The 22,459-nt window shown below is 32.9% G+C and carries 17 protein-coding genes and 1 riboswitch; of the genes, 14 read left to right on the forward strand and 3 right to left on the reverse strand.

Annotated elements, in window-relative coordinates:
* The first annotated feature begins 92 nt into the window (after nt 1–92).
* Nucleotides 93–1,910 (forward strand): ABC transporter ATP-binding protein, encoded by a 1,818-nt coding sequence (locus RDK80_RS10075; RefSeq protein WP_308524201.1) that lies wholly within the window; start codon nt 93–95, stop codon nt 1,908–1,910.
* The gene (locus RDK80_RS10080; RefSeq protein WP_308524202.1) at nt 1,907–3,637 is read left to right on the forward strand and encodes an ABC transporter ATP-binding protein; all 1,731 of its coding nucleotides are present in this window, start codon (nt 1,907–1,909) and stop codon (nt 3,635–3,637) included. The genes RDK80_RS10075 and RDK80_RS10080 overlap by 4 nt, the downstream gene beginning before the upstream one ends.
* Before the next feature lie 205 nt (nt 3,638–3,842).
* Here the strand turns inward: RDK80_RS10080 and RDK80_RS10085 are convergent, their stop codons facing one another.
* Complete coding sequence (locus RDK80_RS10085) at nt 3,843–4,754, reverse strand: alpha/beta hydrolase (RefSeq protein WP_308524203.1); 912 nt, start codon at nt 4,752–4,754, stop codon at nt 3,843–3,845.
* A 28-nt stretch (nt 4,755–4,782) separates the two neighbouring features.
* Nucleotides 4,783–5,418 (reverse strand): TetR/AcrR family transcriptional regulator, encoded by a 636-nt coding sequence (locus tag RDK80_RS10090; protein ID WP_308524204.1) that lies wholly within the window; start codon nt 5,416–5,418, stop codon nt 4,783–4,785.
* A 235-nt stretch (nt 5,419–5,653) separates the two neighbouring features.
* Between RDK80_RS10090 and RDK80_RS10095 the strand changes: the two genes are divergently transcribed.
* The 3 genes from RDK80_RS10095 (at nt 5,654) to RDK80_RS10105 (ending at nt 9,628) form a co-directional block, all read left to right on the forward strand.
* Complete coding sequence (locus RDK80_RS10095) at nt 5,654–6,013, forward strand: BlaI/MecI/CopY family transcriptional regulator (RefSeq protein ID WP_308524205.1); 360 nt, start codon at nt 5,654–5,656, stop codon at nt 6,011–6,013.
* The gene (locus RDK80_RS10100; protein WP_308524206.1) at nt 6,010–7,953 is read left to right on the forward strand and encodes a DUF5301 domain-containing protein; all 1,944 of its coding nucleotides are present in this window, start codon (nt 6,010–6,012) and stop codon (nt 7,951–7,953) included. The genes RDK80_RS10095 and RDK80_RS10100 overlap by 4 nt, the downstream gene beginning before the upstream one ends.
* 424 nt (nt 7,954–8,377) lie before the next feature.
* The gene (locus RDK80_RS10105; RefSeq protein ID WP_308524207.1) at nt 8,378–9,628 is read left to right on the forward strand and encodes a nucleotide sugar dehydrogenase; all 1,251 of its coding nucleotides are present in this window, start codon (nt 8,378–8,380) and stop codon (nt 9,626–9,628) included.
* A gap of 215 nt (nt 9,629–9,843) precedes the next feature.
* Here the strand turns inward: RDK80_RS10105 and RDK80_RS10110 are convergent, their stop codons facing one another.
* On the reverse strand, nt 9,844–10,164 hold the full coding sequence (locus RDK80_RS10110) for a CGGC domain-containing protein (RefSeq protein ID WP_216561353.1): 321 nt from the start codon (nt 10,162–10,164) through the stop codon (nt 9,844–9,846).
* Between the two features lie 174 nt (nt 10,165–10,338).
* Nucleotides 10,339–10,524, forward strand: a riboswitch (cobalamin riboswitch).
* Between the two features lie 211 nt (nt 10,525–10,735).
* On the opposite strand from RDK80_RS10110, the gene RDK80_RS10115 reads away from it, so the two are divergent.
* The 9 genes from RDK80_RS10115 to RDK80_RS10155 all read left to right on the forward strand — a co-directional run bounded on the left by RDK80_RS10115 (nt 10,736) and on the right by RDK80_RS10155 (nt 22,454).
* Nucleotides 10,736–11,791 carry an ABC transporter substrate-binding protein gene (locus RDK80_RS10115; RefSeq protein WP_308524208.1) on the forward strand — a complete coding sequence of 352 codons (1,056 nt, stop codon included), beginning with the start codon at nt 10,736–10,738 and terminating at the stop codon, nt 11,789–11,791.
* Nucleotides 11,781–12,779: an iron ABC transporter permease gene (locus tag RDK80_RS10120; protein WP_308524209.1), complete on the forward strand. Its 999-nt coding sequence runs from the start codon at nt 11,781–11,783 to the stop codon at nt 12,777–12,779. The genes RDK80_RS10115 and RDK80_RS10120 overlap by 11 nt, the downstream gene beginning before the upstream one ends.
* Nucleotides 12,780–12,783: 4 nt before the next feature.
* Nucleotides 12,784–13,575: an ABC transporter ATP-binding protein gene (locus RDK80_RS10125; protein ID WP_216561359.1), complete on the forward strand. Its 792-nt coding sequence runs from the start codon at nt 12,784–12,786 to the stop codon at nt 13,573–13,575.
* 22 nt (nt 13,576–13,597) lie between these two features.
* A complete protein-coding gene (gene bchH, locus RDK80_RS10130) occupies nt 13,598–17,311 on the forward strand; it encodes a magnesium chelatase subunit H (protein ID WP_216561361.1) in 3,714 nt (1,237 codons plus the stop codon).
* 14 nt (nt 17,312–17,325) lie between these two features.
* Nucleotides 17,326–18,360 (forward strand): ATP-binding protein, encoded by a 1,035-nt coding sequence (locus RDK80_RS10135; protein ID WP_216561363.1) that lies wholly within the window; start codon nt 17,326–17,328, stop codon nt 18,358–18,360.
* Nucleotides 18,320–20,242, forward strand: a complete 1,923-nt coding sequence (locus tag RDK80_RS10140) for a magnesium chelatase subunit D family protein (protein ID WP_216561365.1) — start codon at nt 18,320–18,322, stop codon at nt 20,240–20,242. Before RDK80_RS10135 ends, RDK80_RS10140 begins: the two co-directional genes overlap by 41 nt.
* A 146-nt stretch (nt 20,243–20,388) precedes the next feature.
* Nucleotides 20,389–20,949, forward strand: a complete 561-nt coding sequence (locus RDK80_RS10145; RefSeq protein WP_216561367.1) for a hypothetical protein — start codon at nt 20,389–20,391, stop codon at nt 20,947–20,949.
* Nucleotides 20,950–21,146: 197 nt separating this feature from the next.
* Entirely contained in the window at nt 21,147–21,491 is a 345-nt protein-coding gene (locus tag RDK80_RS10150) for a DUF1622 domain-containing protein (protein ID WP_094898792.1), read from the forward strand.
* A 54-nt stretch (nt 21,492–21,545) separates the two neighbouring features.
* Entirely contained in the window at nt 21,546–22,454 is a 909-nt protein-coding gene (locus tag RDK80_RS10155) for a nucleoside hydrolase (protein ID WP_216561369.1), read from the forward strand.
* Nucleotides 22,455–22,459 lie beyond the last annotated feature (5 nt).

The raw sequence follows: 22,459 nt of genomic DNA on the forward strand, positions 1-22,459 counted from the left end.
TTTACGGAGTAGAACAGAAAAGTAAGAATGATTATAATAGAGGATGGTTAGCTTAGGCTAACCAATTTCTATTTCAGAAAGGAGTATTAGCTATGAAGCAAGAAGTTAAGAAAAAGCAGGGGCTTTCCCGTCTGTTTGAAATAGCTGGTGAGAAGAAATTATTATTAATAATATCAGGTATTTTGGCAGCATTTAGTGCAGCATGTATGCTGGTGCCCTTTATATCTGTTTATCAGATTTTAGGAGAATTGCTGAGAAGTGGAGGAAATATCTCTCTCGTAGATGGTACCATGATGACAAGATGGGGATGGATTGCATTTGCCGGATTAATTGCAGGTCTTCTTCTTTTATATGCTGCAATTATTTGCTCTCATGTGGCAGCTTTCCGTATTTTATATGGGATGCGTATGGGACTTGCAAGACATATTGGAAAATTACCCCTTGGATATTTAAATAGTACTGCAACAGGTGCTATAAAAAAGAATTTAGAGCAGGATGTAGAACGAATTGAGCTATTTGTCGCTCACACGATTCCGGATCTTGTAAATGTGGCAGCCACAGTTGTCGTTATGTTTGCTATATTTTTTAGTCTAAATGGCTGGATGTCACTTACTTGTATAATTGCTTTTGCTATTAGTATAGCTATGCAGGCTTCAATGATGTTCGGTAAGAAGGCACAGAATACAATGAAGGCTTATTTTGATGCACAGGAGCGTATTCATTCTTCAGCAATACAATATGTACGAGGAATACCAGTGGTTAAAATATTCGGACAAACTGTTTTCTCTTTCAAGAAATTTCATAATGACCTAATTGCTTATAGAGATTGGGCAGTTGCTTATTGTGATAAATTTGAAAATGGTATGGCGGTTTTTACTGTAGTGCTTAATTCCTTTTTAACTTTTATTTTACCTGTTGGTTTGTTGATTATGAGTGGTGATCCAAATAATATTTCCTTTGCCCTTGTATATCTGTTCTTTATTATAATGGCTCCTGGTGTATCATCTCCCTTATATAAATTGACTATGCTTGCATCAGGTACAAGGGAGATTTTTGAAGGTGTTTCACGTATTGATGCTATATATGCTGAAGAACCAGTTAGAGAGACTTCGGAGCCAAAGCATCCTTTCGGTTACAATATTTCCTTTGAGAATGTATCTTTTGCATATGAGAATAAGGCGGAGGCTACAAGAGTCGAAGCTTTGGCAGATATTAATTTTACTGCTAGAGCTGGAGAAATTACTGCATTAGTAGGACCATCAGGCTCGGGAAAGTCTACTGTTGCAAATTTGATTCCTCGTTTTTGGGATATTAAAACTGGTGAAATAAAAATCGGGGGAGTAAATATAAAAGATATACCTACAGAAGAACTTATGAATACAGTATCTTTTGTATTCCAAGATACATTCCTTTTTTATGATACTTTGTTTGAAAATATTAAGGTAGGTAGACCAAATGCTACAGATGAGGAAGTATATGCAGCAGCAAGAGCGGCACAATGTCACGAGTTCATTGAGAATCTGCCAGATGGTTATAACACACTTATAGGTGAAGGTGGGGTATTCCTTTCGGGAGGAGAAGAACAGCGGGTTTCTGTTGCTCGTGCTATTCTCAAAAATTCACCTATTCTTGTTCTTGACGAAGCAACAGCCTTTGCTGATCCTGAAAATGAATATAAGATGCAGATTGCATTAAAAGAACTTATTAAAGATAAGACTGTTATAGTTATTGCTCATAGGTTGTCTTCTATAAAGACTGCTAACCAAATCATTGTATTAAGGGATGGTATGATTGAACAAATTGACACTCACGATAATTTAGTAGCTGAAGAAGGTCTGTATCAGAGAATGTGGGAAGCTTATACTAGTGCTTATGATTGGACATTGAAGGTAGGAGGTGCAAAGGCATGAAAATTTTTCAAAATATTACCGTAGGACAACCAAAAAAACTTATAAAGCCCATAGGATTTACCATCTTGGCTAATTTAGTCAATGTAGTTCCCTTTATGTTTTCTATTGAAGTGATAAAGATTATATTTAACGCTTTTGATGGTTCTGGTACAGGACTTGATATGGCTAGACTTTGGAAGATTATTGGTATATTATTTGCTTACATGATAGTGATGTTCATTGCTGAAAAGCCTGCATATCGTCATAGCTATCGTGATGCTTATGTACTTTCTGCAGAAGGTAGGGCTAATCTTGCAGAACATCTTCGTAAACTTCCATTAGGTTATATTACAAGTCGTGATCCGGGAGATTTAGCTAATATGATGATGGGTGATTTTACCTTGATTGAAACAGGAGTATCTCATATTGTTCCCCAATTATTTGGTGCGTTAGTTATGCCTTTTATTGCTTTTATTTCTCTCTTATGGATTGACTGGCGTATGTCCGTTGCCATGTTTATAGCTCTGCCTATTACAATACTTTTACTATGGGGTTGTTCAAAACGTCAAAAACGTATGGCAGATAGACAAATGAAGTCAAAGCTAGATGCAGGTAATCGCTTGCAGGAGTATTTGCTAGGTATCCGTGTTATGAAGGCTTATAATCTTGTAGGTGAAAAATTTGCTCGACTTGAGAATTCTTTTAGAAAATTAATGAAAGAATGTATTCGATTTGAAGCTTTATCAGGACCTATTATTCTTACTTCTATTACCCTTATTCGTGCAGGTCTAACTTTAATGATTTTAACGGGTACCTATTTATTAATAGGAGGGTCTTTAGACGTATTAACCTTTGTAATGTTCTTAGTTATAGGTTCTAGGGTATATGATCCTCTTACATCTGCATTGATGAAATATGCGGAGCTTCGTTATGATGAAAGGGCAGGAGAGCGTATCTTAAATTTAATGAAGGAGCAGGAAATGGGTGGAGATAAAGCACCTAATGGTAGTACTGATATCGTGTTTGAAAATGTTTCCTTTGGTTATGGAGACAAAGATGTTTTGCATAATGTTTCCTTAAAGATGAAACAAGGAACATTGACAGCTCTTGTAGGACCATCAGGAAGTGGTAAAAGTACAATATTGAAACTTTGTGCCAGATTTTATGATCCTAGCCAAGGTAGAGTTATGTTTGGAGGCATTGATGAATCAACCCTTGACCCCGAAAAGTTAATGAAAAAAATTTCAATGGTCTTTCAAGATGTCTATCTGTTTCAAGATACAATAGGCAATAATATTCGTTTTGGAAAAGAGAATGCTACAGATGAAGAAATGATAGAGGCAGCTAAAAAAGCTTGCTGCTATGACTTTATTATGAAGCTTCCAAAGGGATTTGATACTATGGTTGGAGAAGGAGGCTGCACTCTTTCAGGTGGTGAAAAGCAACGTATTTCTATTGCCCGTGCTATGCTAAAGGATGCTCCTGTTGTTTTACTTGATGAAGCAACAGCTTCCCTCGATCCAGAAAATGAGGTTGAAGTACAAAGAGCAATCAACGAACTGATAGCAGGAAGAACAGTCATAGTAATTGCCCATCGTCTTAAAACCATTAAGGATGCAGATAATATCATTGTTATGGAAGCAGGGAAAATTGCAGAGGAAGGAACACATGATGAACTTATGGACAGGAATGGTCTTTATAAAAAACTATGGACAATACAGGCAGAATCAAGTGGTTGGGAGTTATAACATATTAAAGATTTTCTATCTAAAAGAGATTTAGATTTTACCATAAGAATAGTAGTCCAATATACTTACCCCTCTAGAGAATAAATAACTCTAGAGGGGTATATTTTTATGTATGATTATAATCATCACTTGACAAAAGGATATAGACCATAATGCAGGAGTTTAACTAAAATTAGATTTTCCATAATATGTTCGATAACTTATATTATTTTGTTTTATCTATAAATTTTTCTATTGCTTTATTAACCTCACCATCATTTCCATCAATGGTATGTCCACCTGTTTCAAAAATAGCAGTTTCAGCTTCGATGCGAGCGAGTAATTTTTCTATATTTTCATATTTTGCCATTGGGTCATCCTTAGCATGTATAACCAAGACAGGGGATTTGAGCTTTTCAATTGGATATTCATCATAATGAAGTGTCATATCAATATTTGTAATATTTGTATCCATGATGATACCTTGTCTGCGAGGACTCACGGGGAGCATAGTTTCAAATAACGTACTGCTATTTACTTTAGAACCCATCATAGAGTCAAATATAAAACCAAAGTATTTCATAGAAAACCACATAGGAAAATCATTGACTAAAAATTCTGGTGGTCCCATCATTCCTAACTCTTTAATTTCCTTCGTGCTTCTTTGTTTATCCGGCACACCGGATGACAAAAGAATTAATCCCTTTACTCTTTCAGGATAATTCAGAGCAAACCGAAGTCCAGCGGCACCACCAGCGGATGTTGCAAGAATATAAGCTTGTTCAATACCCAATTCATCAAGCAATTTATTAAATACTTTCGCTTGATTTTCAGGTGTTGGATTTCTAGGCAATTCTGAACCAGGATAACCAAATCTGGAAATGGATATTTTTCTATAATTTATTCCGGTTACTTGGTTTAAACTAACAAAGCCTTGGTCGTATCCTCCAAAAATGCCATGTGATATGAGAACAGCTTCACCTGTACCCTCATCAACATAAGTCATCATACCAAATTCAGTTTCAATTGTTTTTATATTGTAATCTTCCAAACGTTTATAAGCAGTTTTTATATCGCTACGATACTGGATAATAATAGAAAAAGCCATAATTATAATAAGAAAAATACATATTTGCACTTTCTTATACCTCCAAATGGAAAAAAATTTAGTCATCAATTTTCTTCTCCTTTTTTATATATCTTTCTGAAAAAGAATAAACTAATTGGTTGATTAAATACTGTAGACTTTCAGGTTTATAGTCACTGTTATCAAATTTATAGAGTAATAGGAAAAGTGGTGAATAAAAATTCAAGGCCATTATATAAGGGTCACTATCAATAAAATGTCCTCTTTGAATCAATTCTCGAAACAGATTAGTTTCTAGTTCTAATACATCATCTATAAATATCTTCTGAAACAGCTTCTCGGCTTCTGTATTATGGTATCGTTCAATAGTCAGCATTTTCCTAAATTTTGAAACTACTTCATCATTTAGATAAAATGACAGCAAAGCATAACACATCTTTCCTAGAACATTGAGATCAATATTTTCATATTTATCTACCATTTCGGAATCAGCAGGAATGGTCAGCCTGTTTCTTGCTTCATTCATTCTGTTTGATACTTCACATAAGATTGTATCAAAAATTTCCTGTTTGCTTTTATAGTGTTTATAAAGTGATGGAGCTTTAATATTGACCGAATCTGCAATTTGTGCAACAGAAACACCTTCATAGCCATGAATGGCAAATAAATTTAATGCATTTTCAAAGATTACTTGTTTTGTGTTTTTCTCTTCCATCGTTACACCTCTTAATGATATCAGATATTGAATAAATATATTTTTAGGCTAATAATTATTAGCCTAATTATAGCTAATAATTATTAGCCTGTCAATAGAGTAATTTAAAAATCTATTCATTGTAGTCTGTTCCGCTCGCAGTCTCTAGTAGAAAATTATTCTTGACAGAATAGGTTTGTCGGAATAAACTATAGGCATAAAGGTTTGTTGCATCAAACTAAAAGGAGGAATAAAAATGGAAAAATTTAAACTTTTTGATGCAGAATATAAATTTATGGATATCATCTGGGAGCTTGAGCCAATAAACTCCACTGAGCTTTCAAAAATATGCCTTTCCAGATTAGGATGGAAGAAGCCAACCACATATAATATGATACGAAAGCTATCAGAGAGAGGGATATTACAAAATGAAAATGCTATTGTTATATCATTAATTAGACGGGAACAGGTGCAAAAATATGAGACTGAAGCCCTTTTAGAAAAATCTTTTGATGGCTCACTCCCAGCTTTTATTGCAACATTCTTGAAGGATAGAAAATTATCAGAAGAAGAAGCACAGAAAATCAGGAAAATGATAGAGGAGGCAACAAAATGATAGATCGTTTTATTGCTATAATAAATATGAGTCTAACTGCAAGTTATGTTGCCTTAGGAGTTATGATAGTACGATTATTGCTAAAAAAGGTGCCAAAGATATTTTCATATATACTTTGGAGTATAGTATTATTTAGATTGATCTGTCCTTTCTCCTTTGAAAGTAGTTTAAGTCTAATGTATTCTAGTGATATTTCAAAGGAGGTAATTTATACTCAAGTCCCTAACGTAAGCAATAAAGTCGAGACAATTGACAATATGATAAATGCTGTAAATGAAAAACCAATTAAAGTTCCTCACTCTGGAACAAGTGTTAATCCTATGGAATTAGCTTTAAGGATAGGCTCTAGGCTATGGGTTTTAGGTATGATAATTTTACTTTCCTACGGACTGTTTTCTTATTTTAAATTAAAACATAGACTAGCTACTGCTATATTGATCCAAGATAATATTTATGAAACAGATTTAATTAGTACACCTTTTGTACTTGGATTTATTCGACCCCAAATTTATATACCTGTTGGGTTAGATATGAATGATTTTGATTATATACTTAAACATGAGCAGATGCATATTAGAAGACGAGATTACCTTATTAAACCTATTGCATTTATAGCACTGGCAATACACTGGTTTAACCCCATAATTTGGATATCTTTTGTTTTAATGGTGAAGGATATGGAAATGTCCTGTGATGAAAGTGTAATGAAACAATCAAGGGAAGATATTAGAGGAAGTTATTCTAACTCTTTACTTTCCATATCAATAAAACAAAATGGCTTGATTTCGCCTATTAGCTTTGGTGGAGGAAATACTAAGGGACGAATAAAGAATATATTAAATTATAAGCGGCCTAGGTTTTGGATTGTGTTTATCGGTATATTTGTTGTCATTACAACGGGAATTATATTGCTGTCTAATCCTAAAACCCTATCCCCTAAAAAAATAGATTTCTCCGTTTATGAAATATATAAAAACAGAACTGAATATGTAGGGGACAATGTAAAGGTAGTTAATATAGTAGATAGACTTCCTATATCACAGGCGTTAACTAGATCAAAGGTAGAGCTTTTTACTAAGGAAGAACCCTATGTAATAGAAATAACTTATGATACTTCAAGGACCGTAAGGGAGTATTTTTCCGGAACGGTTAATCAGAATGTTTTTGACCAAAATGCTATTTTAATATTTGCATTAGTTGGTAATGTTGAATATGTAAACTTTGTTTTAGATGATGGAGAAAATAATGAATTAATTCAGCGAACTAGAGATTGGGCAAATTATAATATGAACGAGGATATATGGAAAGATTCTTCTACTATGGAGCAATTTGATTTATTATCTCAGAAAGTTATGGATAATTTAGCAAAAGATGATATTTCTTATGAGCTGGATATTTTGGCTTTAATTAACAATGGAAAGAGAACAAAAAGGCTAAGTGTAAATGATGCCCCATATGTAGAAAATTACAAAAGGATAGAAGTAATAGGAGAGATTTATTATATATATGAGGATGGAAATAAATATTATGTAGAGAAGCCCTATGAATTTATCAATGAATTGACAGGAGAAGACTATAACGATATAAATAATACGAATGAACGGATATCCGGTAAAATAGAAGAGTCAGATAATAAGGTTTCTCAGGAAATAGTAGATATGATAGAGGAAAATTTAAGTATTATAATGTCATCACCTAAAGATGCATCTAATCCATGGATTTATATTGATATGCATCAGAATGAATACGAAGAAATTATAAAAAATGGTGAGGAAGAAGCTCTTCAATATATGATTTCTCAGTTTGAGGCAGGTAATATAGATGGTTTAAGAGGACAAATCATGATGATTCTATGCAAAGAATTACTAGGAGATAGAAACAATGTAATAGATGAAGCCTTATCTCCAGAGGAATGGTTTTCACAGCTTAATATAAAATAAAATACTATTTTTATCGATTGTATTTATAATGAAAGGACTCTACTTGGTAAATTAAATATTTGCTAATTCTATAAAAGTAAAAGAGAGATAGAGAGATTAAGAACCTGATTCATAAGGAGAATAAAAAGCTTGACTAGTGTTAGTTTTAATATGATAAGAATAATTTCACATAGAAGAGTTGTCCTACTGTATGAGTGCATAATGACAATATTGTCGAATGTTGCAAAACGATGTCGAAAAATATATTATTGACGAGTCAAATAGACTAAATATACAATGATAGTAAAGTTATATTTAAATAAAAGATTTAAACCATAGATGCTACGGAGATTTATAGTAGTATCTATGGAAAAATCAGAATGGATTTATCGATTTATTTACAGACTTTGTTCTTGTGATAATTCCATTGAAAGGAGATAAAAAAATGATTTCAGTAATAGGATTAGGATATGTTGGACTTCCCACAGCAGTTTTGTTAGCCAATGCAGGAAACAAGGTAAGAGGTATTGATATCAATGAACAATACTTATCAAAAATTGCTAATTGTGAAATAGAGACGGAAGATATTGAATTAAATAATATGTTAAGTAAGGTTCTGAATAATGAAAATCTGACATTGGAGAATAAAATAAGTGAGTCGGATGTATTCATTATAGCAGTACCTACTTTAGTAGTGGACAATGAAATTTGTTTAGATCATATAAAAGCAGTTTGCGCAGAGCTGGTAAAGGTATTAAAAAAAGGAGATTTGGTAATTGTTGAATCTACAATTGCACCAGGAACAACAGAAACCGCTATTAAATCTATGTTAGAAACTAACGGTCTAAGTGGTATTGATGACTTTTATCTTGCACATATGCCAGAAAGAGTAAAGCCTGGAAACACATTAAATGAATTGGTCTACAATGATAGAGTAGTAGGAGGAGTTACTCCGAAGGCTGCAGAACTTGCGAAGAAAGTATATGAGTCTTTTGTCAAAAGTGAAATAAAAGAAACTGATGCTTTGACAGCAGAAATGGTCAAGGTAGTGGAAAATACTTTTCGAGATATTAATATAGCATTTGCCAATGAGGTCCTAACAATTTGTGAAGAAGCCAAAGCTGATCCATGGAAAGTCATTGAGTTGGCAAATATGCATCCAAGGGTTAATATTCATAGACCAGGACCTGGTGTTGGAGGATATTGTATTCCAGTTGTTCCATGGTTTTTAGCACAATTGGCTCCCAATGAAGCTAAAATTATCAAGGAATCTAGAGCAAGAAATGATTATATGCCAATTAAAGTAGCCAACGACATAAAAAAGATAATGGACAAGAATAATCTAAGTAAGGTTTTATTATTAGGGACAACCTATGCAGGTAATGTGAAGGAAACAAGATTTAGTCCTACATTAGATATTATAAAAGAATTGGAATCATTAAATATCAATTATTCAGCTTATGATCCTATTTCAAGAGATAAATTAGAAAATCAAGAAAATGATTTTACGAAAGCAATATCAGGTGCTGAATTAGTAGTTTTCTTAGTAGGACATGATATATTTAAAGAAATCACTGCTGAAGAATTAAAAAAATATGGAGTATTGGAAATCTTTGATTGTACAGGGCAAATATACTTACAGCATTTGGATCAGAAAGAAATAAAAGTTCATGTATTGGGGAAATTGGATATATAAATATAATGAAATAGTGAAATTAATAGGATAAATAGAAATATTAAGGGAAGTAGTTTTAGTATAATGAATATAAGACACAAGAGAGCAATTATGCTCCACTTGTGTCTTATATATTTTCTCAAGCCTTAAAAGTCAATTCATTAAACAACTCTATATCCTTATTTGGCAATCCCATAAATATTATCTTAATCAAATTATGTACATTTTATTTTACCTTAATGAGTACCTTCTACTACCTCTATATCCATAGATTCAAAGATTTCTTTAATTTCATCTTTTCTATCAGCCTTGCATTTAACAGCACAAGCCCCTAGATGTACTCTATCTACTCCAGAATCTTTCAGTCTCTCTGCAATAGTAATTATATTTTCTTTAGAATCCATAGAACATATATTGCATGAGAATAGAGATATAAGTTCAGTTTCTATATTCTTGTATTGAGAAAAATGTTTTTCCTTGTTATTGTATGTTCGAAAACATCCCATAGTAGAACACTTACCATTTATTTTTTCACATATTCCAATTGCGATTTTCATATTTACTCTCCTAACTGTTTTATCTAATAATTTGTTCCTGTCATATTACTATAAAGAATATATAATGTCAATGAAGAAAAAAGTAATAGGGGATATTTATTAGCAAAATAATAACAAATACATTTGCTTATACTTGTTTAATAATTATTTATATAGTATAATTGGTGATGAAAATTGAATATGGAATAAATAGGTTTATAGAATTAGAATTCTATAAGTAATAGGGAAGCAAAGTGAAAATCTTGCACGGTCCCGCCGCTGTAAAAGAAGAGTCTTTTCTAAATGTCACTGGGAAACTGGGAAGACAGAAAAGATGATGAGGCTTAAGTCAGAATACCTTCCTATTTATTAGCAAAAGTAACTCTACGGTGGATGGAGAAAGCTAGTATATTATGTTAAATTGTTTTATTTCGCTATCCTTCTGATTATTTTCAGGAGGTTTTTTGATAGAACTTACTTTAAGATTTATCACATACAGGATTTTTATTTAACAGGCTTAGAAACTTCAACAATCGTAGGGAGCTACGAGGGTTGAAGTTTTTTATTTATGAAAAAGGAAAGGATGAAAAGTATGAAGGATTATAAAAAGGTATTGTGGATAATGACTTTAGCTATAATGATATCCAGTGTTTCAGGCTGTACTAAGACTACTGGTGTCGGAGGATTAAGCAATACGAAAAATGTAGAGAAGGTAGAGGATAGTGAGCTATCAATAACTGTAGAAGGAGATACGTATCCTTTAAAAGTAAAAGACTTTCTTAAAAAAGAAACTATTTTAGAAAATAAACCAGAAAAGGTAGCTGTTTTATCTGGTACCCCTTTAAATATCTGGTATGATTTAGGTGGAAAATCTGTATGTACATCTGATGTATCAGATAATGTAAAACTTATACCTGAATACGAAGAAGAAATACGAAGCCTTCCAACAATAGGACCAGTATATTCTATAGATATGGAATCTGTAATACCTCATAAACCAGATTTGATTATAGCCCAAGTTGGAACTCAGTCAACACAAGCAAAGAAATTGAGAGAAATGGGTTTCAATGTAATTACTACTCATATAAGAGGATATGATGATGTGGTATCAACTTATAAAGCTTTTGGAAAAATACTTGAAAGGGAAGAGTTAGCTGAAACAAAGATAAAAGAGCTGGAAAAGCATAAAGAGGAAATCATATCTAAATTACCGGAGGAGAATAAATCTGTAGTCATATTATACATAACATCTAAAACCCTTGCTGTTAAGCTTGATAACAGTATAGCTGGGGATATATCTAAAATACTGAGACTTAAAAATATTGCTTCTGATTTACCACCTGATACTATAGGATCAGAAACTACTCCATTAGATATAGAGTATATAGTAGACAAGAATCCAGATTATATTTTGGTTACAAGTATGATTTCCAGCAATGAGGAGGCTGTAAAAGCTATAGAAGAAGAATTTGCAACAAATCCAGTATGGAATGGAGTAAAAGCTATTCAAGAGGGTCGTGTTATTCATCTTCCACAAGAATATTTTTTATATAATGCAGGACCTTATTATCATCAAGCTATAGAATATATGGCTAGAAGTATATATCCAGAAGTATATGGAGAGGTGAATAAACAGGATGAAAAATGATATTTCCCTTAAAGACAATACAGGTTATAAAGTAGCTATTATTGCTATTCTAGTAATACTTTTTTTTGTAGCTTTTATATTGGGAAATACTAAAGGGACTCTTGAGGTAGGGGCAAGGCGTATAGTTGAGGTTATTATGACGGACGATGGAAGTTCAGAAAGAATGGTAATTTGGAATATCAGATTACCAAGGATGATACTAGCAGCTTTAGTTGGTGCAAATCTTGCTCTGTCAGGTGCTATTTTGCAAGGAGTAATGAAAAATCCCTTAGCCGATCCAAGTATTATTGGTATAAGCAGTGGTGCAGGGCTCTTTGGAATTGCTGTATTAGTTATTTTACCCCAGCATATAGGACTAGTACCAATTGCTGCTTTTGTAGGAGCCATGGCTGCGGCATTTATAATATATATTTTATCTTGGAAAGGTGGAATACAGACAACAAGGATAATATTAGCAGGAGTAGCTGTATCTGCTTTGTTTGGAGCTGGTATTTCGGGCATATTGGTCTTTTATAGTGATCGTGTCCATGGGGCTCTTACTTTCATGAATGGCAGCCTTTCTTCAAGAAGCTGGCCAGAGGTACAGACAATCTTACCTTATACCATAATAGGAGTCATTTTAGTAAATATATTTGCAGAAAAACTTAATATTTTAATACTAGGCGATGATGTTGCAAGGGGGCTTGGGTTAAATGTAGAAGCTACGAGACTTGGATTTACAGCTTTGGCAGCTTTTCTCGCAGCAAGTGCGGTAAGCGTGGTAGGGCTTTTAGGCTTTGTAGGTCTTATAGTTCCTCACAGCATAAGGCTAATAATGGGAAACGATTATAACTATATGTTTCCTGCGACAGCTTTATTGGGTTCTGTGCTTTTAATGTTTAGTGATACCTTTGCAAGAACCTTTCTAAGTCCTACAGAGATACCAGTAGGTATTGTGATGGCAGTATTAGGAGCACCATTCTTTTTATTCTTGCTGAGAAGGGAGTAAATAGATGAATGAGAATATTATATTAGCGATTGAAGATTTAAGCATAAGCTATAAAAATAAAGATGTTTTAAAAGGAATAGATTTAAGGATAGAAAAAGGGAAGGTTTATTCTATTATTGGACCAAATGGATGTGGAAAAACTACCTTGATTCGTACTATGAGCAGAAGTATAAAGCCTAGACAGGGGAAGGTTCTTTTACATGGGAACAATATATTCGAGATGAAAAATAAAAATGTAGCTAAGAAGATGGCTATATTGAATCAAAACAATAATACCATAAGCGATATAACAGTAAGAAAATTAGTACAATATGGTCGGTATGCCCATAAAGATTGGTGGAAAGGCATAGATGATGAGGATGATAAAATAGTTGAATGGGCTATGGAAAAAACAGGAGTAACAGATCTTCAAAATAGAAGAATAGACACCCTTTCAGGTGGGGAAAAACAAAGAGTTTGGATAGCAATGTCCATTGCACAAAAGCCAGAAATCTTACTACTAGATGAACCTACAACTTATCTTGATATATGTCATCAATTAGAAATAATGGATCTCGTATCTAGACTAAACAAAGAAGAGGGAATAACCATAGTTATGGTATTACATGATATAAATCATGCAGCTAGATATTCAGATAAACTTATTGTAATCAACAATCAAAAAATATACAGTCAAGGTGATCCTTGGACCATATTAGAATCTGAAGTGCTTGAAGAAGTTTTTAAAGTTAAAGCTGAAATCACGATGGATACGGATACAATGAAGCCAATATTTTATGCGAAGAAAGTTGTTTAGAATATATTAGGAGGTTATTGAGGTGAAAATTACATTTATAACTGTGTCAACTCCGGGAATTAAAAACTTAATTGAGGCAGGAAAGGAGATAAACAAAAATTATCCTGAAATCTTGGATTTAAGTATCTATTATGGAAAAGAAGAATTAGATGATAAAAGAGCAAAACAAATGATAGAAGATATTAAAAATAGTCATCTAGTATTTGTAGACTTAATGGGAAGCCCTTCATCAGTAGTTAAAAATGTATATATTGGACTTGAAGAATGTAATGGAAATATAATCCCTTATGGAAGCTCAGCAAGGGAATATATGCGTCTTGGCAGTTTCACCATGGATAGTATGAAGAGTCAGAATAAAAAGATGGATATGGCTGCAATTGAAAAGATGAGAAATACAGCAGAAATGCTTGGGAAGATAATGCCAGGCAAGATGAGAGATATGAGAAATTATTCCAATATAATGAAATATTTTAAGGTGGCAGACAAATCCAATATTCTGAATATGCTTTATCTTATGATGAGAGACTATGGAAATATAAAAGACTTGCCGAAACCACTTGAACCAAGAGAAGTAGAAGAAGCTGGCATATGTAATCCAGAAAACATGAGATTCTATAAAAACTATGAAGATTATGAAAAAGATTTTCCCTTTGATGATAAGAAGCCTATAGTAGCTATGCTCTTTTATGGGCACACATATCCTACAGATACATCTTCTTGTATTGGACAAATTAAGAGTAGGATTGAAGAGTTTGCAAATGTTTTGCCCGTTGCAGTTTCAGGGGCATTTGCAAAAAATGAAGAAAAACTTAGAGAGATAATATTAAAATCTACTAAAAGGTCTGTTGATCTTATGTTAAATTTCATGTCATTTAGACTTGGAGCAGGACCAATGGGAGGAGATTCACAGGCAGGTATAGATCTATTGAAGGAAGTGGATGCTCCATACTTTCATCCTTATTTTATGTCAAGGAGAACTGTGAAGGAATGGGAAGATTCTATACAGGGCTGTAGTACATCAGAGGTACTGATTTCTGTTATGTTGCCTGAATTAGATGGATGCATTGAAACATATCCTGTTGGAGCTATGGCAGAGCCAAAATATGATATGGAATTTGATATTATGACTGATGAACTTGTAATCATAGATGAAAGAGTAGATAAGCTGATTTCAAGAATTAAATCCTATATTCTTCTTAGAAAGAAGGAGAACAAGGATAAAAAAATAGCTATCATATGTTATAACTATCCTCCGGGAGAAAGCAATCTATTTGGAGGAGCGTTTTTAGATACTTTTACTTCCGTTGAAAATATATTAAAAAATCTCAAAGCCAGTGGATATAACTTAAATCCTCTTATAAAAGAAGAACTTATGGATATATTTACTGCCGGAGGTGTAGTAAACTCAGGAAAATATAGTGATGATTGGGAAAACGTAATAAAGTATAAGGACAAAGAATATAAGGAAGAGTTAAAGGAAAATCCTGATTATGAAGAAATAATAAAAGAATGGGGACCAGTACCGGGAACTATAATGAGCAGTGATAATAATGAATTCTTGATTCCGGGAATAGTTGAAGGGAATATATTTTTAGGATTACAGCCAACTCGAGGCATACATGAAGAGATTGAGAGGGCGTATCATGATAAAACCTTGCCTCCTCATCATCAATACTTAGCATTCTATAAATGGATCAAGGATGAATTTAAAGCAGATGCAATTATCCATGTGGGAACTCATGGAACCTTGGAATTTTTAAAGGGCAAGGAATGCGGCATGAGTGGCAATTGTTATCCCGATAGACTTTTAGCAGATATTCCCCATACGTACTTATACTACTCAGGCAATCCATCTGAATCAACTATTGCTAAAAGGAGGTCCCATGCAAATTTAATAGGATACCAGCCCCCTGTATTCATTCAAGGAGAGCTTTATGGAGATTATTCAAAGTTAATGTCAATGATAGATAATTATCGTCAATCTTTGTTATTGGCTCCTCAAACCAGTAAAGATATATTATCAGACATATTGGAGTTAGGAGAAAAACTCAATATGCCAAAGGATATTGATGAGATGGAATCTGAATTATATAGGATGAAAAAAAGTCTAATACCAAAGGGACTTCATGTATTCGGTAAGGGATATAATCATAGAGAAGCAAAGGAATATGCAAAGGGACTGTTAAGATACAATAGAAATGGGATTTTTAGTATAAGAGCATTAATTGCAAAGGCTAAAGGATATGACCTAGATTTTCTTTTAGATAATGATCAATATGAGGTTATAAAAGGACTTGATGAAGAAGCAGATAAGATTATTGATTATTATTTTGAGAATGGAGAACTAAAGAACCCTGAGTATGTAGATAAAGTGAATAAAGATGAACTTGTAAAGTCTTTAGAATATGGACAAGGAATCATTAAATCGTCCCAAGAAAACCATGAAATAGAGGGACTACTACGAGTATTAGAGGGAAGATATAATTCTGCAAAACTGGCGGGAGATATCTATAGACATCCAGAAATATTACCTACAGGATATAATTTGTATCAATTTGATCCAAGACTTATTCCTACTAAAACTGCTTATATGAGGGGAGAAAAAATCTGCTTGAACACTCTTGAGGCTTATAAAAAGGAAGAAGATTCTTATCCTCTATCTACTGCTGTGGTTCTGTGGGGGTTGGAGACATCGAGAACTCAAGGAGAGACATTTTCTCAGATTTTATCTTACTTAGGTGTTAAGATTGCACAAAATGGAAGTGAATGGGATCCAAAATACGATATTATCCCAGTTAAAGAATTAGGAAGACCTAGAATAGATGTAACAATAAATATATGTGGATTCTTCAGAGATATGTTTCCAAACCTAATAACAAGTCTTAATGAAATCTTTGAAAGACTTTGGAATCTAGATGAGGATGATAAAGAGAATTATTTTAAGAGAAATTCAAAAAGATTATATAAAAAACTTATTGATGAAGGATACGACGAAAAAGAGGCAGAGCAATTAGCTATCTCTAGGATATTTGGACCTAAAGAGGGCAGTTATGGTACAGGAATAACCGGAATAATTGAAACTAAAAATTGGGAAGAGGAAGAACAGCTAGGCAAGGTATATATAGATAATCTCCAGCATGTATATAATGGAAAAGTCCGCGGAAAAAAAGTAGAGGGACTCTATGAGGAAAATTTAAAAGCTGTAGAAATTATATCTCAGATAAGAAGCAATCATGAGTATGAAATTACAGATTTAGACCATTATTATGAGTACTTCGGCGGATTATCCAAGTCTGTGGAGATGGTAAAAGGTAAAAAGGCAAAAATGTATATAACAGATACAACTGGAGATAGGATTCTTAGTGAAAGTATAGAAAAGTCTATAGCAAGAGGTATAAGAACAAGAGTATTGAATCCTAAATGGATTGATGGAATGTTAGAGCATAAATATCACGGAGTTCAAAAAATTGCAGATAGATTTGAAAATATCATGGGTCTTGCAGCCACCACAAATAGTGTAGAAGAATGGATATATGATGATGTGTATAACTCCTATGTAGAGGATGAAGAACTTAGACAAAGGCTTGTTGAAAATAATCCTTATGCATACATGGATATATTGGAGCAGATGACTGAGTATTATAACAGGGGCTATTGGGATGCTGATAAAGAAAAGATAGATAAGATTAAAGAGTTATATTTGGAACTTGAAGGCAATATAGAAGAAAACTTATAAGGAGGTGTGAAAATATGGAAAGTCATAGATTAATATATCCTTTTACCGCCATAGTAGGTCAGGAAGATATGAAAAAAGCATTAATATTAAATATCATAAACCCTCGCCTAAATGGGGTTCTAATAAGAGGAGAAAAGGGTACAGCAAAGTCTACTGCAGTAAGAGCCTTGGTAGATATCCTTCCTATTAGAGAGCAAATAGCAGACTGTATTTTTTCCTGTGACCCCAGAGATAATAGAAATTGGTGTGAAACATGTAAAGATACTTATAAGAAAGAAAACGGAAAAATAAAAAACGAAAGGATGCGTGTAATTAACTTACCTGTTGGTGCAACTGAGGATAGGGTAGTTGGAACATTAGATATAGAGCATGCAATAAAAGAAGGAGAAAAGAAGTTTGAATCTGGAATTTTAGCAGAGGCTAATAGGAATATTTTATATGTAGATGAAGTAAATCTCCTAGATGACCATGTGGTGGATGTACTTTTAGATGCTGCTGCTATGGGAGTTAATTCAATTGAGAGAGAAGGAATATCTTATACTCACCCATCAAGGTTTGTGTTAATAGGAACTATGAATCCAGAGGAAGGGGATTTGCGTCCTCAGTTAATAGATAGATTTGGGCTAGTTGTAGATGTATATGGTGAAAGAGATACGAACTCGAGAGTTGAAGTGATTAAACGAAGACTTAGCTTTGAAAATAATCCTGAAAAGTTCGTAAAAGAATATGAAGAAGAGCAGAAAAAATTAGCAGAACAGATAGAAAATGCTAAAGAGCTACTGGATAAAGTAGTATATTCAGAGGAATATTTAAGGCTAGCGGCAGAAATAGCCATAAAAATAAGTGTAGATGGACATAGGGCAGATATAACGCTTATAAAAACAGCCGTAACCCATGCTGCTTATAGAGGACAAATAAAGGTAGATAAAGAGGACCTTTTTGTAGCAGCAAAACTGTCCCTTCCACATAGAATGAGAAGACAACCCTTTGAAGAAGGGGTTATTGATTTTGAACAGATCAATAATCTTATCGAAAAAGCAATATTGTAAATATAGAAAGGTTTGTGATTTAACTATGTTTGATAATTGTTTCCCTTTTTCAGCTGTACTGGGACAGGAAAGGATAAAAATGGCTTTAATACTAAATCTGATTAATCCCTATATAGGAGGAGTTCTTATAAGTGGTGAAAAGGGAACTGCTAAATCTACATTGATAAGAGGGCTCTCAGCTGTAGTTGATTATGTTGAGGTAGTGGAATTGCCGTTAAATGTTACTGAAGATAGACTTGTAGGAAGTATTGATATAAAAAAAGCCATAAGAGACGGGGAAAAGAAATTTGAAGAAGGAATCTTATATAAGGCTCATAAACAAATTCTATATGTGGATGAAATAAATTTATTAAGTGAACATATTGTAAACATACTTTTAGAGGTACTATCAACTGGTACTAATATAGTAGAAAGGGAGGGTATATCCTATAGCCACCCATCAGATTTCATATTAGTAGGCTCTATGAATCCAGAAGAGGGTATTTTAAGACCTCAATTATTGGACAAGTTTGGTTTATATGTGGAAGCTAAAGGAGAGACAGATATAGATAACAGAATAGAAATCATTAAAAGGTTTCTTGATTATGAAAGAAATCCATCGGAATTTTATTTGAAATGGGAGAAAGAAAATAGAGCAGTACAAAGCTTAATATATAGAGGAAGAACAATAATTAAAGATATTAAAGTAAAAGATGAAGACTACAACTTTGCTGTAGATTTATCTAGACAAGGAAATTGCTCAGGTAATAGAGCAGAGATAATATTAATTGAAACTGCTAAGGCTATTGCAGCATTTAATCAAAGATATTATGTAACTCAAGAAGATATCAGGGATGCAGCATCTTATGTATTGCCACATAGAATAAAAGAGCCTATAACAGTTGAAGAAATGGAAGAATTTTTAGATGAAAATATGATGGAAAACAACAATGCTAGAAAAGAAGATTATGAGGAATATAGAGATGACTATGATCCAAACAAAGGGTCACTTGAAGAAACTATAAATACAGGGACTAAAGAAGAGATATTAAAAGAAAGTATAGAGGATATAATACCGATTGCTCAAGATATTTCCATAAATATGGAATTTGGCAAAAAAAACAGTAACAAAGGATCGGGAAAAAGAAGTAAGGTAAAGACAGATAGCCATAAGGGAAGATATGTAAGATACAAGCTTCCTAAAGGAAAGGCTAATGATATAGCTTTTGATGCTACCTTTAGGATAGCTGCCTTTAATCAAAAAAATAGAAATAAAATGGAACTAACTGTATGCATAAAACCTCAAGATATAAGAGAGAAGGTTAGAGAAAAACATACGGGAGCTACAATTCTATTTGCAGTAGATGCAAGTGGTTCAATGGGTGCAAGAAGGCGAATGGGAGCTGTGAAAGGAGCAGTACTTTCATTATTGAAAGATGCCTATCAAAAGAGAGATAGTATTGGAATTATTGCTTTTAGAAAAGATAGGGCTGAAATATTATTAAATATTACTAGAAGTGTAGACTTAGCTGAGAAATGTCTTAGGAAACTACCTACAGGAGGAAAAACCCCCTTAGCAGCAGGGCTTTACACCTCCTATCAAATTCTTAAGGCAGATAAAATAAAAAATCCAGATTCCTTGCAATACCTTATTATAGTTTCTGATGGAAAGGCAAATGTTCCATTTAAAACAGAAAATCCTTTAGAAGATGCATTTATCTTAGGGGAAAAGATAAGAAATGAGGGAATTAAAACCATGGTAATTGATACCGAAAAAAATTATATTGAATATGGATTTGCAAAAGAACTGGCTAAGAAGATGAATGGCGAATATATAAAAATCAGTCAATTATCAAAGAATGATGTTGAGACAAGTGTAAAAAGCTTGCTTAATATAAACTAAGACTCAGTTCAGAGGGAGTTTTAACTTCAACTGAACGCTAAGTCGTGTTATCTAGGGGCTATGCAATTCTCATTTTTCACTTATAGAAGTGAAAGCGTGGAATTGTAAGCCATCAGATAAATTAATAACAAAAGGAGAGAAGTCATATGAAAAAGATAGTATCATTATTATTAGTACTTATGTTAACAATGGGAATGGTTGTAGGATGTACAGGGAAAGATAAAAAGGGAGAAGAGAACTTACCAGCAAATAATATTCAAGATGAGAATAATAATCAAGAAAAATCAAAGTTTGAAGAAAAAGATGGTATTTTAGTATATACAGATGTGGAGAATGGACCTTTTGAGGAATCAGGATTAAAAATATCAATTAAAAAAGGTGACGATGGTTATGTTGAATTTATAAAAACAGATTTAGAAGGAAATGAAACAGTAGATTATTATAAATTTGATTATTCAGCCAATAATGTAGAGAAATATTATTATGTTTCAGCAATGGGAACAGCATTTTATTATTATTATGATTTAGAAAAAAATGAATTGGATAAAGTAGAAGATGGGGATCATAATGATAATACTGAGAAAATGAAAAGTTCTGGTAGATGGGATAGTGCTGCTGAAAAAACAAAAGAAGAAGTAAGTATTCTCGAAGATTATTTTAAGGAACAATATAGTATAACAATAAAAGAAGCAGTTCTAGGAAAATAAACATATATAGATAAATGACAAATACCTTTAGTTTGTGTTAGATTTCAGACTAAAGGTATTTTCAGTATAAAATTTAGCATAAATTATATACTAACACAATTCATTGTTTTATGTTAAAATATAATGTGCAGGAAAGTAAAAATCTTGCCAACAGAACCGTCCCCCTGGCAATATTTTACAAAAGAGGAGAGAGTTAAGTGATAATTGAGCATTTTTTGGAAAAGATAATTCCTTATATTACTGGTTCCTTAGAGTCCATTGGGGTGTTCATCATCACAATAGCAGCATTAAGAGGAATTTTTCAATTTATTAAAAATGGATTTGATTTTAGAGATGATGATGTAGCTATTGATTTTGCCAAGGCGATGGCACTTAGTTTAGAGTTTAAGCTAGCAGCGGAAATTATAAAGACAGTAGTAATAAGAACAATAGATGAATTTATTATACTTGCGGCGGTAGCAATACTTAGAGTAGTACTGACATTTGTATTACATTGGGAGTTAAAGAGTGGAGCAAAGACTATAGAACATGCAGAGAAATAAAATTATAAAATTTTATATTATCTAGAGAGAAACATTAACAGCTGGGGGGATATTATGATTAGACCAATTATTATAGATTGCGATCCAGGATTAGATGACTCAATAGCATTGATAGCTGCTCATAAAGTACAGGATACAGAAGTAGTTGGAATAACAACTGTAGCTGGAAATGCTAGTTTAGAAAATACTAGCAAAAATGCATTAAATTTATTACATACAATAGGATGGGAGTTACCAGTTATAATTGGATCAGAACATCCTTTAATTAGAGAGCGGAATTTATCAAATAAAAAAACTGGTATAGGAGAGGTAGTATTACAAGAATCTAATAGAGAATTTTATAAAATAGATGTAACGGATTTTATATATGAAGAAGCTAAAAAGTATGACGGCAACCTAGAGATTCTTGCTTTAGCTCCCATGACCAATATTGCAAAAACACTAATAAGATATCCAGATATAAAACCATTGATTAAGTCTATAACTTTTATGGGTGGAACAACTAGGGCAGGTAATATCACACCATCAGCCGAATTTAATATGTATATAGATCCTCATGCAGTAGATATAGTGTTTAAATCTGGAATACCACTTACTATGGTAGGATTGGATGTAACTAAAAAAGCGTATTTGCAATTAGAAGATATAGATTACTTTAAATCATTTAACAATCCCCATAGTCAATTAATTGCTGAATTTCTTATGGCTATACATAATAGAGAATGTCTATGTGGAGAAAAGGCTATTGAAATCCATGATGCAGTAGCTCTTGCAGTCATGGTTCTGCCGGAACTAGCGAAAAAGAAAAAATTCGGTGTATCAATAGAAATAAACAATAAACAAAGCTTAGGCATGTTGTTATTGGATTATAGGAATATTTCTGATGAAGAAAAGAATATAGATATAGCAATAGATATAGATGTTGATAAGTTTAAAAATTGGTTAAAAGGGTTGAATTGTTAAAAATT

The sequence above is a fragment of the uncultured Tissierella sp. genome (assembly GCF_902479755.1).
GTDB classification, from domain to species: domain Bacteria; phylum Bacillota; class Clostridia; order Tissierellales; family Tissierellaceae; genus Tissierella; species Tissierella carlieri.